Here is a 15,041-nt window from a genome sequence, read left to right on the forward strand (position 1 = left end):
TAATTTGATCCGAACAATCTCAGGTTTCTCATCCATAAAATTACCTCACCAATTTAGATTTGATGAGGCAATCATACTGCCCGGCAAGGGGCAATCATATCCGGTCTGTTATTGGGTGCTTACGATTATTCTAGGACAGGGAGGCGGCCAAAGGCCTTGGTCGTTGCGCGTCCACTGCCCCAGGGGGAATGGCCGGAGCATAAGCATCTCCAGCACCCCCACCCATACCAAGCCGAACCTGGCTTTCAACACACGTGTTTTCGCGTTACGGCGCCCCTCGCTGGGCCCGAATACCAGGGTGTACGCCACCACCCACGCGCAGTCACACTGTCTCTCCTACTCGCTTGCGAGGTAGCTGCGGAGGGGCTCGGCGCGTGGCTTGTTCCAAGCGGCCTTGAACGCAGCACCACTGCGAGGTCAACACCGCAAGATTGCAACCAATCAGCAAGCAAACCGAGGCCACCGCGGGATTATCCCCCCGTGGTGGCTTCGGCGCGGCCGGCGCAGGCCTCCTGCGCCGGCTTTTTTGGCGTCGGCCCAGCACAAAAAACGCCTTCGCAGTCACGTGCGAAGGCGTTGGAGTCGGCAAGCCGTCAGTCGACGTCGCCGTTTTGCAGCCGGTACATGTCGTAGTAGCGGCCCTTTTTGGCCAGCAACTGATCGTGGTTGCCGGCCTCAATGATCCGCCCGGCGTCGAGCACCAAAATCATGTTGGCGTCCTTGATGGTCGACAGGCGGTGGGCGATGGCAATCGTGGTGCGGCCCCGGCGGATGCGGCGCAGGCCCTCTTGGATCACGGACTCGGTTTCGGTGTCGATGTTGGCCGTGGCCTCGTCGAGCACCAGAATCTTGGGGTCGGTGACCACGGTTCGCGCGAAGCTCAAAAGCTGCCGCTCCCCGCTTGAAAACTGGCTGCCGCCTTCGATCACCCGGGCGTGGTAGGTGTTGGGCAGCTTGTCGATAAAGCGGTCGGCCTGCACGAACTTGGCGGCCGCGACCACCTGATCATCGGTGATGTCCGTGTTGAACAGGCGAATGTTGGAGGCGATGTCGCCGTAGAACATGAAGGAGTCCTGCAGCACCAAGCCGAGCTTTTGGCGCAACTCGGTCATCGGGTAGTCGCGGATGTCGACGTCATCGATCAAGATCTCACCGGTGCCGAACTCGTAAAAGCGCATCATCACGTTGATGATCGAGGACTTGCCGGAGCCGGTGTGGCCGACCAGCGCCACGGTTTCGCCGGGATTGGCGACGAAGCTGATGTCGTGAAGGATCTCATGCACCCCGTCGTAGGCGAAGCTGACGTGGCGAAACTCGATTTTGCCGGCCGCAATGGTCGCGCTGGCCCCTGGGTTTTGACTCGGGGCGTACTCGGTGTTGTCCATGATGCGAAAAATGCGGCTGCCTGCGACGACCCCATCCTGGAAGCTCGACAGCGAGTCCATCATGTTGGTCATCGGGTTGAAGAAGTTCGAGACGTAGGTCGTGAAGGCGTAGATGGTGCCGGCCAACACGAAATTGCGCATGGACATGACGCCGAACGCGCCGAGCACCGCAACCAGCGCCAGGCTGTAAAGCAGGTTGATGATGGGCGAAAGCAAAAGCGAGTTGGTGCGAATCATCGCCGTGCGGGTGTCGAGGTACTCGTTGTTCGTGGTTTCAAACTCGGACGCGATGCGCTTCTCCTGGCGGAACTGCTGGATGATGCCGATGCCTTCGATCGACTCGTTGAGCTTGGTGTTCAGCTCCGACAGCTTCTCGCGCATGTGGCGGTAAACCTTACTGGAGTAATGGCTGTAATACCAGATGGCCAACAAGAGCACCGGCAGGAAGGCCAGCACCATCAGCGCAATCTTGGCGTCGAGCTTGTACATCATCGCAAAGCTCGACACGATGGAGAACAGGCCGACGATCACGCTCAAGATCACGTTCCAAAAATCGGTCATGGTCATCGTGTCGTTGGTGACGCGGCTGACGATGGAGCCGGCCGGCGTCTGGTCAAAGTAGCGCATCCCCAGGGTGTGCAGCTTCTTGAACAGCTGGCGCCGCACGTCCTCAAGCCCCCGCTCGGCCCCCATCGAAAACAGGAAGGTCTGAAAGAACTGGAAGACCGCCTTGATCAAGGTACCCAGGGCGTAAAGGCCCCCGAAGGCGAAAATGATCGCGGTGGTCGCACTCATCTGGCTCAGATAGTGGTTCATGTAGTACTGCAACACCGCCGGCAGCGCAACGTTGGCCCCGGCCAGCAGCGCGGCGGCCAGCAACGCGCCCAAGAACTGCTTCTTGTACGGCCGCGTGTAGCCCAAAAGCCGCTTCATGATGTGAAGCTGCTCCTTGAACGGGATGCTCTTCGCCCAGGCGCTTTCGTATTTAGCCAAGTTGTTCACCTTCAATCTTTTGTTCGAGTTCCTGCTTGGCCCACATCTCGGCGTACCAGCCGTGGTTGGCGAGCAGGTCGTTGTGGGTGCCGCGCTCGATCACGTGGCCATCCTCCAGCACGATGATCTCATCGGCGTGCATGACCGACGACAGCCGCTGGGCGGCGATGATGGTGGTTTTGTGGTCGCGCACGTCCTTCAGGTTGGCCAAAATCTCGTTTTCCGTCTTGGCGTCGACCGCAGACAGCGAATCGTCGAGGATCAACAGCTCGGGGGTCGTGATCACCGCCCGGGCGATCGAAAGCCGCTGCTTTTGGCCGCCCGAAAGCGACACGCCGCGTTCCCCGACCAAAGTGCCGTAGCCTTCCGCGAAGTCCAAGATGTCGTTGTGAACGGCGCTTTCCCGCGCCGCCTCTTCGACTTCGCCCTGCGCCTTGGCAAAGCTTGAGAAGCGGATGTTGTCGGCAACGGTGGTGGAAAACAGGAAGTTGTCCTGTGGCACGTAACCGATCGAATCCAGCAGCGCGTCCAGCGTGTAGTGCCGGATGTCGTGGCCGCCGAACTCGATCACGCCGTCGTAGTCGTCAAACTCGCGCAACAGCAGCTTGAAAATCGTGCTCTTGCCGGCGCCGACGCGGCCGACGATGCCCAGCGTCTGCCCCTCAGGCAGCGAGAAGTGAACGTTGACCAGCGTCGCGTGGTCGTCGCCCGGGTAGCTGAACTTGTTGACCTTGAAGCGAATGTCGCCATGCGCCGGCGTGGCAATCGCGTCGGGCGCCTCGATGATCGCGCTTTGCTCTTGAAGCAGCGCGTTGACGCGGTCGTAAGACGCGTTGCCCCGCTCCAAGATGTTGAACAGCCGGCCGATGGCAAACATCGGCCACACCAAGGAGGCGACGTAGGACACGAAGGAGACCAGCTGGCCGATGGTGATCTGGCTGGCCAGCACCAGGTGGCCGCCGTAGACGATGGTGATGACGTAGGTGATGCCCATGATCACGCTGGTCGTCGGGTCGAACAAGGCGTCCAGGAAGTTGACCTTCTTGTTGATCTGAATGGTTTTGTCGACAATCTTGTTGAAGTCGGCGGTGTCCTCCCGCTCCTGGCCGAAGGTCTTAATCACCTTGATGCCGGACACGGATTCTTGCGTCTTGTCGTTCAGGCGGGAAAAGGCCGCCTGTGACCGGGCGAAGGCCTCGTGCAGGCGCATCCCGAGCTTGCGGGCCATCACCGCCAAAAGCGGCATCGGTAGGATTGCCAGAACGGTCAGCCGCCAGTCGACGAACAGCACCATCGCGATGATCGTGGTGCCGCCGGTGATGATGGAGTCAAACAGCGTGAGGATGCCGGCGCCGGCGACGTTTTGGATCGCGTTCAGATCGTTGGTGGCGTGGGCCATCAAGTCGCCGGTGCGGTGGCGCTGATAGAAGGTGGCATCCATCTTCATGAAGTGCCAAAACAGGCGCGTCCGCAGCGTTTTTTCCAGCTTGGCCGCACCACCCCAGATGGCGTTGCGCCACCCGAAGCGAAACAGGTACTGCCCGACCCCGGCGGCCAACAGCAGCGCGAGCCACAGCAAGAGCCGATCCGAGGTCAGGCTTTTGCTGTCCATCGCATCGACCAAGGTCCCGATCACCTTGGGTGGGATCAGATTCACCAGGGCCACCAGCACCAGGAACAGGATGCCAAGCCCGTAACGCTTTTGCTCCTGGCGGAAGTACCAGCCCAATTTTTTGAAAATACCCATGACTTAGGCGCCTCCAATAATGAGATTGTTCGAAAAGTATATAATGATTCGGTGAATCGTTGCAAATAAAGGCGTGAGAATACCCCGCTTACGGGCAAAACAAAACGGTTCGACCCCAAAACAGGGGGCCGAACCGCTTCCCAGACAGTCTTACTTCGAACGCTTTTGCGCCTGCTTCATCTGTTGCATCATCTGGTTCAGCTTCTTTTCGGAAGGCTTTTGACCCATCGATAGCATCATACTGCGCATCATGTCCTCGTTAACTGGGGGGTTATCGCGGAAATATTTTTTCATATAAGCTCGGGCGCCGAAGAAGCCTGCAACGGCCCCTGCCAGTAACCCGAGGATCAGTCCTAACACGAATAGCATCGTCGATCCTCCCCTCTGCAAAATTTCTCAACATTAACATTGTACAAAAGCTCGCGGCGCTTTGAAAGCCTAATCTTTCCGCAGGCCGCGTTTGCGCTGAATCGCCTGCAGTTTCTCCGGCGTGATCTCCTTGCCGGCCTTGTTGTAAAACGCGGTGGTTTCGAGCTGCTGGCGAAAACCGGCGCGAAAATCGGCCAGGTAGGCCTCGCGCAACGCCTTGCGTTCCGCGACCTCGGCCGCGGTCAGCCCGAATTCCTTGTCCTTTTTGGCCAGCTCGTTGATGCGATCCAGCCGTTCTTGTGGTTGCTGTGCCATGATAGTGCCTCCTTGCTCAGTTGAGGTGAATCTCCGCGACCCGGTAGCCTGCCGGCCGCTGGCCCGGAAACGGTGCCGCGGCCAGCATCGCCTGGTACTCAAGCGCCCGGGAGCGCGAACGAAAACCCTTGATCAGCTTGGCCGGGGCCGCGGGCTGATCGTAGTACACCACGTAGATGATCTGATCCAAGGTCAGCCCTCCTTCCCGGTGACATCAAAAAAGGCCGCAAACGCGGCCCCTTTGTCTTAACGACGCTTCTCTTTGATACGAGCAGCCTTCCCGCGCAGCGCACGCAGGTAGTAGAGCTTCGCACGCCGAACCTGGCCGTGACGCACAACTTCGATCTTTTCAACGCGTGGGGTGTTCAGCGGGAACGTCCGCTCAACGCCGACACCGCTGGAAATCTTGCGGACGGTGTAGGTGGCCGAGATGCCGGAACCGCGACGCTTGATCACAACGCCTTCGAAAATCTGGATACGTTCGCGTTCGCCTTCGACGATCTTGGCGTGAACACGCACGGTGTCACCAGGGCGGAAGTCCGGGATGTCGTCACGCAGTTGCGACTTCGTGATTTCTTGAATCAATGGGTTCATTGAAATTTCTCCTTATACCGACATTCATAATCGTCCCGATCAGCGGAACATCGTTGCTGTTGTGGGGTTACCACAAGTTAGTAGTGTAACACACGCGGCGGTTGAAGTAAAGCCGGTTACTCGAAGACGAACTGGTTGTGGTACAGCTCGGCGTAAAAGCCTTGCGCCGCGACCAGTTCCTCGTGCGTCCCCTCTTCGATCACTTGGCCGTCCTTGAGCACGACAATCTTGTCGGCGTTCAGGATGGTCTTGAGCCGGTGGGCGATGACGAAGCTGGTGCGCCCGGCGATCGCCGCCTCCATCGCCCACTGAATCTGCTGCTCGGTCACCGTGTCGACGTTGCTGGTCGCCTCGTCCAGAATCAAGATGGCCGGATCGGTCAGGATCGTTCGCGCGATGGAAATCTGCTGCTTTTGGCCGACCGAAAACACCGCGTTGCTTTCGTCGACGTGGGTCTCGTACTGCTCGGGCAGGCTCATGATGAAGTCGTGAATGTGCGTGGTCTTGGCCGCGGTGACCACCTCTTCCATCGTCGCCTCGGGCTTGCCGAAGCGGATGTTGTCGGCGATGGTGCCGGAAAACAGCACGGACTCCTGCAACACGATGCCGACGCGCGACCGCAGCGAATCCAGATCGAAGTCGCGAATGTCGGTGCCGTCGTAGCGAATCGCGCCGGCGTCGACGTCGTAGAAGCGATTCATCAGGTTCATCACCGTGGTTTTGCCAGATCCCGTCGGGCCGACCAGGGCCACCATCTGGCCGGGTGCGACCGCGATGCTGACGTCCTTCAAAATCGGCTTGCCCGGCAGGTAGCCGAAGTCGACGTGGTCGATGTGAATGCCGTCGCCAATGCGCTCGAAGTGCTTGCCGGCGACCGGTCGCACCTCGTCGGGCTCGTCGAACATCACGTTCAGCCGCGTCGCCCCGGTGACCGCCAGCTGCAGCTGACCAAAGGAGCTGGAGATTTGCATGATCGGGTTGTAGTACTGCTGGGCGTATTGGATGAAGGTCACGACCAGGCCCAAGGCGGCCGCGGTGCTCAGGCTGGCATCGTTAAGCGCGATGCGGGTGCCGAGGAAAATCACCAAGGCGGTGGTCAGCAGCGAAAAGCCGTTCATCAGCGGGAAAATCATCCCGGACCAGGCCTGAGCGGCGAAAGTCGAGCGCTGCACCGCCGCGTTTTTGGTGACGAAGCCTGCGATGGTCTGCGCCTGTTGGCCCTGCACGATGATCGCCTTTTGGCCCGAGATTTTCTCGTCCATGTATGCGTTCAGGTCACCGACCTGCGTCTGCTGGCGGTCGGTGTAGCGCTTGGCCTGCGCGACGATGATCACGGCGCAAAGCACGGCCACCGGGGTCGTGGAGACGGTGACCCAGGCCAGGCTGACGTTTTGGCGGAAAATCATGATGATCAGGCCGACGAACAGCGCGACGTTGGTGGTCACGTTGACCGCCGCCTGGTTCAGCGTGTTTTGGATGTTGTCCAGATCCGAGGTGAACCGCGCGAGGATGTCACCGTCCTCGTGGCGATCGAAGTACGCGATGGTCATACGCTCGAGCTTGCCGAACAACCCCTTGCGCATCCGGTTGGTCGCATGGGCGACGATGCGGGTGAACAGCAGCGTGTACAGCAGCTGCGCAACGCCGGTCATCACGTAAAAGGCCAAGAGCTTCCACATGGTGCCCAGGAAATCGGCCTTGCTGGCGGCGCTTGACAGCGCGACGTGGTGCAGGCTTTGAATCGTGGTGCCCTTGGGCAGGTTGGCCAACACCGAGGCCGGCACGTTCGCGTCGGTCAGGTGCTGCCAAGCGTCTGGCATCGCGGCCAGCTGCTGAAGGCCCTTGATCGTGGTGCCCTTGGGCAGGCTGGCCAGCACCGAGGCCGGCACGTTCGCGTCGGTCAGGCCGCTGGCCGCAACGGTGTGGCCGCTGGCCTGGGCAAGCTTTGCCGCGATGCCCTGCAAGGCGTCTTGCGCCTGGGTCCCACCGGCCGCAATTTTTTGCAGCGCCTTGGTCGCCTCTGGGGCGTGCTGGTGGGTGAAGAAGTCGCCGACGTAGGTCGACAGGTCGGTGATCGCGTCGCCCATCACCACCGGTGCCTTGACCTGCAGGTAGGTGGCCGCGATGATCAAAACCGCGATCAGCAGAAACTGCGGCTTGTACTTTTTGAGGTACAGGTAGAAGAATTTGATGGCCCGTTTGGTATCGCTCATCTTAAGCCTCCTTAGCCTTTTGGGTGTTGTAGATTTCTTGGTAAACCGGCGAGCTTGCCACCAGCTCGCGGTGCGTCCCCACCGCTACCAGGTGGCCTGCGGACAGCACCAGGATTTTGTCGGCGTGAACCACGCTTGAAATCTTTTGGGCGATGATGATGGTCGTGGTCCCCTTCAGCTCGCGGCTGAAGGCCTCTTGCACCAGCTTTTCGGAGCGGGCATCCAAGGCCGAGGTCGAATCATCGAGGATCAAGACCTTCGGGGCTCCGATCACGCCGCGGGTGATCGACATCCGCTGCTTTTGGCCGCCCGAGAAGTTGTTGCCGCGTTCCTCGACCGGCGCGTCGTAACGCTCGGGCAGCCGGTCGATGAACTCGGCGGCCTGGGCGATGCCGGCCGCGCGGTCCATGTCCCCGGCGGTCGCGTCGGGCTTGCCTTGCTTAAGGTTGCCGGCGATGGTGCCGGAAAACAAGATGGCCTTTTGCAGCACCATCGCGACGGTTGCCCGCAGCGTCGCCTGCGACACGTGGCGCAGGTCGCGCCCCCCGACCAAAACGCGGCCTGCGGTGGGGTCAAACAGCCGCGGAATCAGCTGGGCCAACGTCGACTTGCCGGCGCCGGTGGCCCCGACCACCCCGACCATCTCGCCAGGCGCCAGCTTGAAGCTGATGTCTTGAAGCGTCGGCTGCTCGTCGTTGGGGTAGGCGAAGGTGACGTGGTCGAACTCGACTTGACCCGTCAGGTCCTCAACGGCTGTCGTGTCGTAGGTCATGGCGGTCTCGGTGTTCAAGACCTCCTGAATGCGGCCGATGGAGACGAAACCGCGGGAGGCGAACATCGACATCATGCCGCCCATGATGATGGCGAACATGATCTGCATCATGTACTGGATGAAGGACATGATGCCGCCGAGTTGATCTTGGGCGACGCTGGCCGACTCGGTCACGAAGTTCGACACCAGCAGAATGGCGATGAAAATCGCCAGCTGCGAGATAATCGTGAAGGCCGGGATCATGGTCGAAAAGGTGTAGCCGACCGCCAGATTGTGCCCGTTCAGGGTGTCCGACGCCGCGTCAAAGGCCGCCTCCTGATTCTTCTCTTGCACGAAGGACTTGACCACCCGGGCCCCGCGCAGGTTGTCCTTGGCGATGCCGTTGATCTTGTCCATCAGGCTTTGGAAGGCCGCGAAGTGCGGCCCCATCCGCCCCATCGAAATGCCGGTGACCAAGACGATCAAGACCACCATCACGATGATGATCCACCACAGGCGCGGCATCGTCAGAATCGACAGGATGAAGGCACCGACGAACAGCAGCGGCACCCGAATCAGCACCTGAAAGACCATCATCAAAAGCATCTGGACCTGGTTGACGTCGTTGGTCATGCGAACCACCAGGTTTTCGGCCTTGAACTTCTCGATGTCTTCATATGAGAAGGTTTGAATCTTGCGGAACGTCTGCTCGCGCAGGTCGGCCGACACCGCCTGGGCAATTTTGGCCGCGGCCAGCGTGTTGAGCACCGAGCCGATCAGCCCCACCGCCGCGATCACCAGCAGGCCGACGCCGTAGCCGGAGATCTGATCGATTTTGCCGCTGGTCGACAGGCTCATGTCGGCCATCACACTCAAAATATTCTTCATGTAACTGGGCTGCCACAGCGCCGCTCCGACCTGCAAAAGCATCGTGGCCAGGGCCGCGATGACCAGCAACTTGTATTTTCCAATCGCCTTGAATACCATCTTTTAGTTTGTCCTCCACAGATGAGTCTCGCCTGGCCAGCCAGGCGCAGCGAACTTGGATTATACGCCGTTTGCTTGCCGCTGTAAATTATTTTTTTATATTTGTGAGTCCCGCCCTCCGGCCACGAAAAAAGCCGAATCCGCAAAGGATTCGGCTTTGTCCGCAGGCCCCGGTCAATCATCCGGCGCCACAATGGTTCGCGCCTCCCGCTCGACTTCCCGCAGCAGCTTTTGCGCGTTCTTGTCCAGGTCTAGCTGGGCCAAGAGGTCCGGGCGGCGCAGGTAGGTTCGCCGCAGCGACTCCTTGAGGCGCCACTGCGCGATCAGCTGGTGGTTCCCGTTTTGCAGCACGTCCGGCACGGCCATGCCGCGGTACTCGGCCGGGCGCGTGTACTCCGGGTAGTTCAACAGCCCGTCTTCGAAGCTGTCGGTCGCCGCGCTTTCGGCGTTGCCCAAGACCCCGGGGACGAAGCGCAGCGTCGCGTCGATCATCATCATCGCCGGCAGCTCGCCGCCGGTCAGCACGAAGTCGCCGATGGAAAACTCATCGGTGACCAGGCTGCGGATGCGCTCGTCGTAGCCCTCGTAGTGGCCGCAGATGAAGACCAGGTGGTCGGCTTTCGCCAGTTCCTTGGCCGCGACGTGGTCGAAGCGCCGACCGGCCGGGTCCAACAGGATCACGCGCTTGGGCCCGGGATGGGCCGCCGTCAGGTCGTCCATCGCCTCAAAAATCGGCTCGGGCTTCAGCAGCATTCCCGCGCCGCCGCCGTACGGCGTATCGTCGACGTGGTTGTGCTTGTCGTGGCTGTACTGGCGAAAGTCGATCACGTCAAAATCCAGCAGCGACTTGTCCAGCGCCTTGCCGATGATGCTTTGGGTCAGCGGCGCGAACATGTCGGGAAACAGCGACAGCACCTCAATCCGCATCGTCGATCAGTCCTTCCGGCACGGTCACCCACGCGGTATGCGCCGCCAGGTCGATGCGCGACACCACGCTGTTCAAGAACGGCAGCAGCACGTCGGTCTTCCCCGGCCGCGGAATCACCCACACATCGTTGGGCCCCGGGCTGAGAATCTCGCTGACCTGACCCAGCACCTGGTCGTTTTGGTCGATCACCGTCAGGCCGATGATGTCGTGGTAGTAGTACTCGCCATCGGCCAGGTCCTGCATCTCGGATTCGGCCACCGACAGCACCTGGCCCTTGAACGGCAGCACCGCGTTGATGTCGGTGTAACCCTTCAGCGTCAGCAGGTACATGCCCTTTTGCTGGCGGCTTTGGGCGACTTCCACCTCAACGTTGGGGGTGGCCTCGATCACCAGCTTGCTGCCCTTGGCGAAGCGCGTCTCCGGAAAATCGGTGATCGGCACGACCTTGAGCTCGCCGCGGATGCCGTGTGTGTTGACGATTTTGCCAACGTGATAAAGGTTTGCCATAAACTCTCCTTATTATTGGTTATGCAAAAAACGGCCAGCTTTCGCCGGTCGTTTTTAGTCATGCGGCGCGTCCATGATGTTCAGGCGCACCCGCTTGGTATATGGTGATTTGACGGAGTAGACAATCGTGCGGATTGCCTGGGCGACCCGGCCGCTCTTGCCGATCACACGACCGACATCGTCCGGGGCGACCGTCAAATCAAAAGCCATGTAGTCCGCCGTTTCGTGCGGCGTGACGGACACGGCCTCGGGGTGGGTGACTAATGGCGTCACGATGGCTTGGATCAATGCCGCGATGTCCACATTATCCCCTACTTCTTAGTGAAGCGCGCTTCGTGATACTTCTGCATCAAGCCCTTGCTGGAAAGCAAGTTGCGAACGGTATCGGAAGGCTGAGCGCCTTTTTGAAGCCAATCCAAGATGCTGTCTTCGTCCAGCTTCAAGTCAACTGGTTCGGTCAACGGGTTGTAGTAACCGACGGATTCGATAAACCGGCCATCGCGTGGGGAGCGAGAATCAGCAACCACGACGCGGTAGAAAGGCTTACGCTTGGAACCCATCCGCTTCAAACGAATTTTAACTGCCATTAAGTCCACCTCCTGTAAATTTCTCAACTTCAAAATAATAGCAAAGATTCATAGGCGTGTAAAGAGGTTTTTCTTTACAACCCCAAAAAAGGCCCAATTTCCTCGCCGCCTAACGCTGAATGAACACCAGCTGACGGTCGCTGGAGCGTTCGGGGTCAAACCGGTAGCGCGGATCGTCGAAGCCGGCCACCCCCGCCAGCGTGGTCACCTGGTGCTCGGCCAGATACCGCACCATAGCACCTCGCGCCTGCTTGGCCAAAGTCGCCTTGACCTTGGGCCGGCCGTCAACCAGCTGGGCGAACACCACCGCCACCAGCGACTCCCCAAGCCGTAGGTAAGGCGCCACGGCGCGGCTGTACTCCTTGGACGCCAGATCGAGCACCGGCCCGTGGCTAAAATCAAGCGCCGCATACAACCGCGCCCCCCAAAACGCGTAAAGGTCGCGGTACTCACCGACGGCCAGCCGCTCGTCCAAAGACAGCCGGTATGGCACCACCCCGTCGAAGGGCCGAAGCACCCCGTAAAAGCCCGAGAGGATGCGCAGGTTGGCCTGCACGTAAGCCAGCGCCGGTGCGGTGAACAGGTCCGGTGCCATCGCCTGGTAGGCCAGCCCGCTGAAGGCAACCAGCGCCGGCGTCTGCGGCCCGGCCAAGGTGGTGGCCAAAAGCCTTCGGTAGGCCGCTTGCGCAAGCTTGTCGCTGCAGCGCCAAAGCGCCTGGGCCTCCTTTAGGCTCAGCCGCTGCATGGCCGCAAGCAGCGTTGCGGCCGCTTGCAGGTACTGCGGCTGGCCCTGGACTGCGAATGTGTCTTGATCCACCACCATTTTCTTGGCGGGGGCGATTATGATTTGCATGGCGAACTCCTTTGCCCCCACGATACCGGGCGGCGGCCAAAAAAACAAGCGGCAAGCCGCTTGTTGTCTGGCACTCAGTCCTCGATCGCCGCCTTTTGCCGATTGATGGCGGCGAATTGCTCAGGGGCGAACTTTGGGGTGCGGTCGTAGTAATAAAGGCCGTTGCGCTCCTGCTCGACATCGTAAAGCTGCGTGTAGCAGAAGCTGCAGATGTGCGGGTTGGCCAAGAGCACCTCGGTCAAGCCGCGGTAACGGGCGACAAAGGCCGCTTCATCTTCTGGTTCGCCGTAGCCCCACGCCTCATCGACGCTGGCGTTTGGCGCCCACTTGATGCCGCCGTACTCGGACACCGCAATCGGCTGTCCCGCCTGGTAGTGCTGCCGGGCCTCGTGCTCGTCCCAAAACGCGCCGTTGTGAGCCTGCTCGCCGTCAAAGTGCTGCGCCATCACCGCCGGCTCCTGGGCGTAGTCATGCACGTCGTACAAGTCGGTCACGCCGTGGTAGTTGCCGCTGGTGTCGACGCAAGGCCGCGTCGCGTCCAACGCCTTGGTCGCCTGGTAGACGATGGCCACGGCGTCTCGCCGCTGCGGCCGCCCGTCGATGTCCCAAGTCTCGTTGAACGGGCACCAAGTCACGATGCTCGGGTGGTTCCAGTCACGCCGCACCGCGGCCAGCCACTCCGGCACGAAGTGGTAAAGCCCGTCGGCGTTTGCCATGTCGATGCCCCAGCTGGCCATTTCACCCCACACCAGGTAACCGGCGGCGTCGCAGTGGTACAAGTAGCGCGGATCCACCACCTTCTGGTGCAGCCGGGCCCCGTTGAACCCGCAGGCCACGCTGCGCTCAATGTCTTGCACGAAGGTGTCATCATCCGGCGCGGTGAAAATGCCGGTCGGGTAAAAGCCTTGGTCGAGCACCAGCCGCTGGAAAACGGACTGGCCATTCAGGCGGAACTTCTCACCGTCAAAGGCGACGCTGCGCAGCCCGAAGTAGCTCTTGAGCTGATCGGCGCCGAAAGTGACCCTGACGTCGTACAGCCGCCCGTGCCCGATTTCCCACAGATGCGCCGCGGCCAGCGGCACGGACACCGTGACGGTGCCACTCGCCGGGCCGACATGGGCCGTCCCCATCGCTTCTCCGGCGTAGCTCACCGCGACGGTCAGGTCGCCTTGCCCGGCCAGAGTCAGCTGGGCGGTCACGCTTTGGCTTGCGACATCCGGGGTCAGGTGCAGCGTCTCCACCCGGACCTGAGGCAAAAATTCCAGCCACACGGTCTGCCAGATGCCCGTGGTGCGGGTGTAGTCGCAACCGTGCGACTGGTAAAGGTGGCTTTGCTTGCCGCCGGGTTGCTTGCCGCCGCGAATGTCGTCTTGGGCGCAGACCACCAGCGTGTTGTCGCCGTCTTGCAGCTGGGCCTGAATGTCAAAGGCAAACGGCACGAAGCCGCCGTCGTGCTGGCCGACAACCTGACCGTTGACGAACACCGTGGCGTGGTAGTCGACCGCGCCGAAGTGCAGCCGCACCACCTGCTGGCGCTGGGCCGCGGTCACGGTGAAGTGGCGGCGGTACCACACCGCGGCCATGAAGTCGACGTTGCCGATGCCACTGAGCTGGCTTTCCGGCGGGTACGGTACGGTGATCTGGCGGTCAAAAACCGCCGTGGTTTCGAAGTGCTGGTCGCGGCCGGAGTCGGCGGCATCGATCAGAAAATCCCACTGGCCGTTCAGGTTCTGCCACTGGGTACGTTGCATCATCGGTTCTGGAAATTCAGGACGAGGAATTGTCATGTTGCACCTCCGCTTTATTTTGACTCCAGTTTAGCGTATGCTGAGGCACAGGCAAGAGTGCATTTGCTTACAAAAGTGAGGAATAACCGCATGAAGGAATTGATCTACAGCTTCTTACCCAGCCAGTTCGAAGACCCCGCCTTGTTTTGGATCGAGCTGGCCGGCGTCACCTACCCCTTTGCCACCTACCACGTCGAGCGGCCCCACGCCGCGGTCTTTTGCCTCGAACACGTCGACGCCGGCCGCGGCGTGATTGAGGTTGACGGCACCCGCCACGTGGTGCAGGCCGGCGACACCTACCTGCTGCCGCTGGGGGCCGACCACCGCTACTGGTCCGACCCCCACGCCCCGATGCAAAAACGCTGGGTGAACTTTGCCGGCGCGGTGCCGGTGCAGCTGTTTGCCGCCTACCAGCTGGCCGGCCAGGTCGTGTTCGCCAACCTGGACACCGGGCCAGCGCTTGATTCGCTGCTGCAAAGCTGCGCCGATCCCACGCTGAGCCCGGCGGCACGGGGACTAGACGGCAGCCTGGCGATCCACCGGCTTTTTTTTGCCTTGCACGCCTTCGCCCAGACGCATGCGCGGGTGCAGCAGGCGCCCTTGGCCACGGTGGTGCGGGGCTACCTCGACAACCACCTGGAGGAGCCGGTGACCATCGCCCAGCTGGCCGCCTTGGTCAATCTGTCGGCGTCACAGCTGACCCGCCAGTTCAAAAAGGCCTACCAAACCACGCCCTACGCCTACCTGCAAGACCGCCGCATCGCGATGGCCAAAACCCTGCTGCGCCACACCAGCCTGCCCGTGGCCGCCATTGCCGCGCGGCTGAGCTTCGCCGACGCCCACTACTTCTCCAACGCCTTCACCCGGGCCACCGGGGTGCGACCCGGCGAGTGGCGGCGCCAGGCGACGGGCTGAGCCCCATTGACGGTCGGCTCACGCCGACCGGCCAAGCGCCGCCCCGCTGGCGGTACGGCGCTAACCGCGCGGCCACCGACTGGGCCACCGGCGCCACCGCCAGGAAGCAA

15 protein-coding genes are annotated in these 15,041 nt (G+C 61.0%); 1 reads left to right on the forward strand and 14 read right to left on the reverse strand.

Going from position 1 to position 15,041, the window contains the following annotated elements; all coding sequences use genetic code 11:
* Positions 1-593 precede the first annotated feature (593 nt).
* From NUH19_RS08935 to NUH19_RS09000, 14 genes are all read right to left on the reverse strand, one after another.
* Positions 594-2,318, reverse strand: a complete 1,725-nt coding sequence (locus NUH19_RS08935; RefSeq protein ID WP_262316323.1) for an ABC transporter ATP-binding protein — start codon at positions 2,316-2,318, stop codon at positions 594-596.
* Positions 2,319-2,370: 52 nt separating this feature from the next.
* Complete coding sequence (locus NUH19_RS08940; protein ID WP_262316214.1) at positions 2,371-4,125, reverse strand: ABC transporter ATP-binding protein; 1,755 nt, start codon at positions 4,123-4,125, stop codon at positions 2,371-2,373.
* Between the two features lie 150 nt (positions 4,126-4,275).
* Complete coding sequence (locus tag NUH19_RS08945; protein ID WP_262316215.1) at positions 4,276-4,494, reverse strand: YneF family protein; 219 nt, start codon at positions 4,492-4,494, stop codon at positions 4,276-4,278.
* 69 nt (positions 4,495-4,563) lie between these two features.
* A complete protein-coding gene (locus tag NUH19_RS08950; RefSeq protein ID WP_262316216.1) occupies positions 4,564-4,809 on the reverse strand; it encodes a DUF896 domain-containing protein in 246 nt (81 codons plus the stop codon).
* 16 nt (positions 4,810-4,825) lie between these two features.
* Positions 4,826-4,999, reverse strand: a complete 174-nt coding sequence (locus NUH19_RS08955) for a hypothetical protein (protein WP_262316217.1) — start codon at positions 4,997-4,999, stop codon at positions 4,826-4,828.
* A 56-nt stretch (positions 5,000-5,055) separates the two neighbouring features.
* A complete protein-coding gene (gene rplS, locus NUH19_RS08960) occupies positions 5,056-5,403 on the reverse strand; it encodes a 50S ribosomal protein L19 (RefSeq protein WP_225047490.1) in 348 nt (115 codons plus the stop codon).
* Between the two features lie 116 nt (positions 5,404-5,519).
* Complete coding sequence (locus NUH19_RS08965; protein ID WP_262316218.1) at positions 5,520-7,616, reverse strand: ABC transporter ATP-binding protein; 2,097 nt, start codon at positions 7,614-7,616, stop codon at positions 5,520-5,522.
* Between the two features lies 1 nt (position 7,617).
* On the reverse strand, positions 7,618-9,354 hold the full coding sequence (locus tag NUH19_RS08970; protein ID WP_262316219.1) for an ABC transporter ATP-binding protein: 1,737 nt from the start codon (positions 9,352-9,354) through the stop codon (positions 7,618-7,620).
* 174 nt (positions 9,355-9,528) lie between these two features.
* Complete coding sequence (gene trmD, locus NUH19_RS08975) at positions 9,529-10,281, reverse strand: tRNA (guanosine(37)-N1)-methyltransferase TrmD (protein WP_262316220.1); 753 nt, start codon at positions 10,279-10,281, stop codon at positions 9,529-9,531.
* The gene (gene rimM, locus NUH19_RS08980) at positions 10,271-10,789 is read right to left on the reverse strand and encodes a ribosome maturation factor RimM (protein WP_262316221.1); all 519 of its coding nucleotides are present in this window, start codon (positions 10,787-10,789) and stop codon (positions 10,271-10,273) included. The genes trmD and rimM overlap by 11 nt, the downstream gene beginning before the upstream one ends.
* Positions 10,790-10,843: 54 nt before the next feature.
* Positions 10,844-11,092, reverse strand: coding sequence for a KH domain-containing protein (locus NUH19_RS08985; RefSeq protein WP_262316222.1), 249 nt, complete (start codon positions 11,090-11,092; stop codon positions 10,844-10,846).
* 8 nt (positions 11,093-11,100) lie between these two features.
* The gene (rpsP, locus tag NUH19_RS08990) at positions 11,101-11,376 is read right to left on the reverse strand and encodes a 30S ribosomal protein S16 (protein WP_225047495.1); all 276 of its coding nucleotides are present in this window, start codon (positions 11,374-11,376) and stop codon (positions 11,101-11,103) included.
* Between the two features lie 109 nt (positions 11,377-11,485).
* Entirely contained in the window at positions 11,486-12,229 is a 744-nt protein-coding gene (yaaA, locus tag NUH19_RS08995; RefSeq protein ID WP_262316223.1) for a peroxide stress protein YaaA, read from the reverse strand.
* A gap of 74 nt (positions 12,230-12,303) precedes the next feature.
* Positions 12,304-14,016 carry a glycoside hydrolase family 2 protein gene (locus NUH19_RS09000; RefSeq protein WP_262316224.1) on the reverse strand — a complete coding sequence of 571 codons (1,713 nt, stop codon included), beginning with the start codon at positions 14,014-14,016 and terminating at the stop codon, positions 12,304-12,306.
* 90 nt (positions 14,017-14,106) lie between these two features.
* Here NUH19_RS09000 and NUH19_RS09005 point away from each other — a divergent pair, with 90 nt between their 5' ends.
* On the forward strand, positions 14,107-14,931 hold the full coding sequence (locus tag NUH19_RS09005) for an AraC family transcriptional regulator (RefSeq protein WP_262316225.1): 825 nt from the start codon (positions 14,107-14,109) through the stop codon (positions 14,929-14,931).
* Positions 14,932-15,041: the final 110 nt, after the last annotated feature.

Source organism: Lacticaseibacillus parakribbianus (assembly GCF_025490915.1).
Classification (GTDB): Bacteria; Bacillota; Bacilli; order Lactobacillales; family Lactobacillaceae; genus Lacticaseibacillus; species Lacticaseibacillus parakribbianus.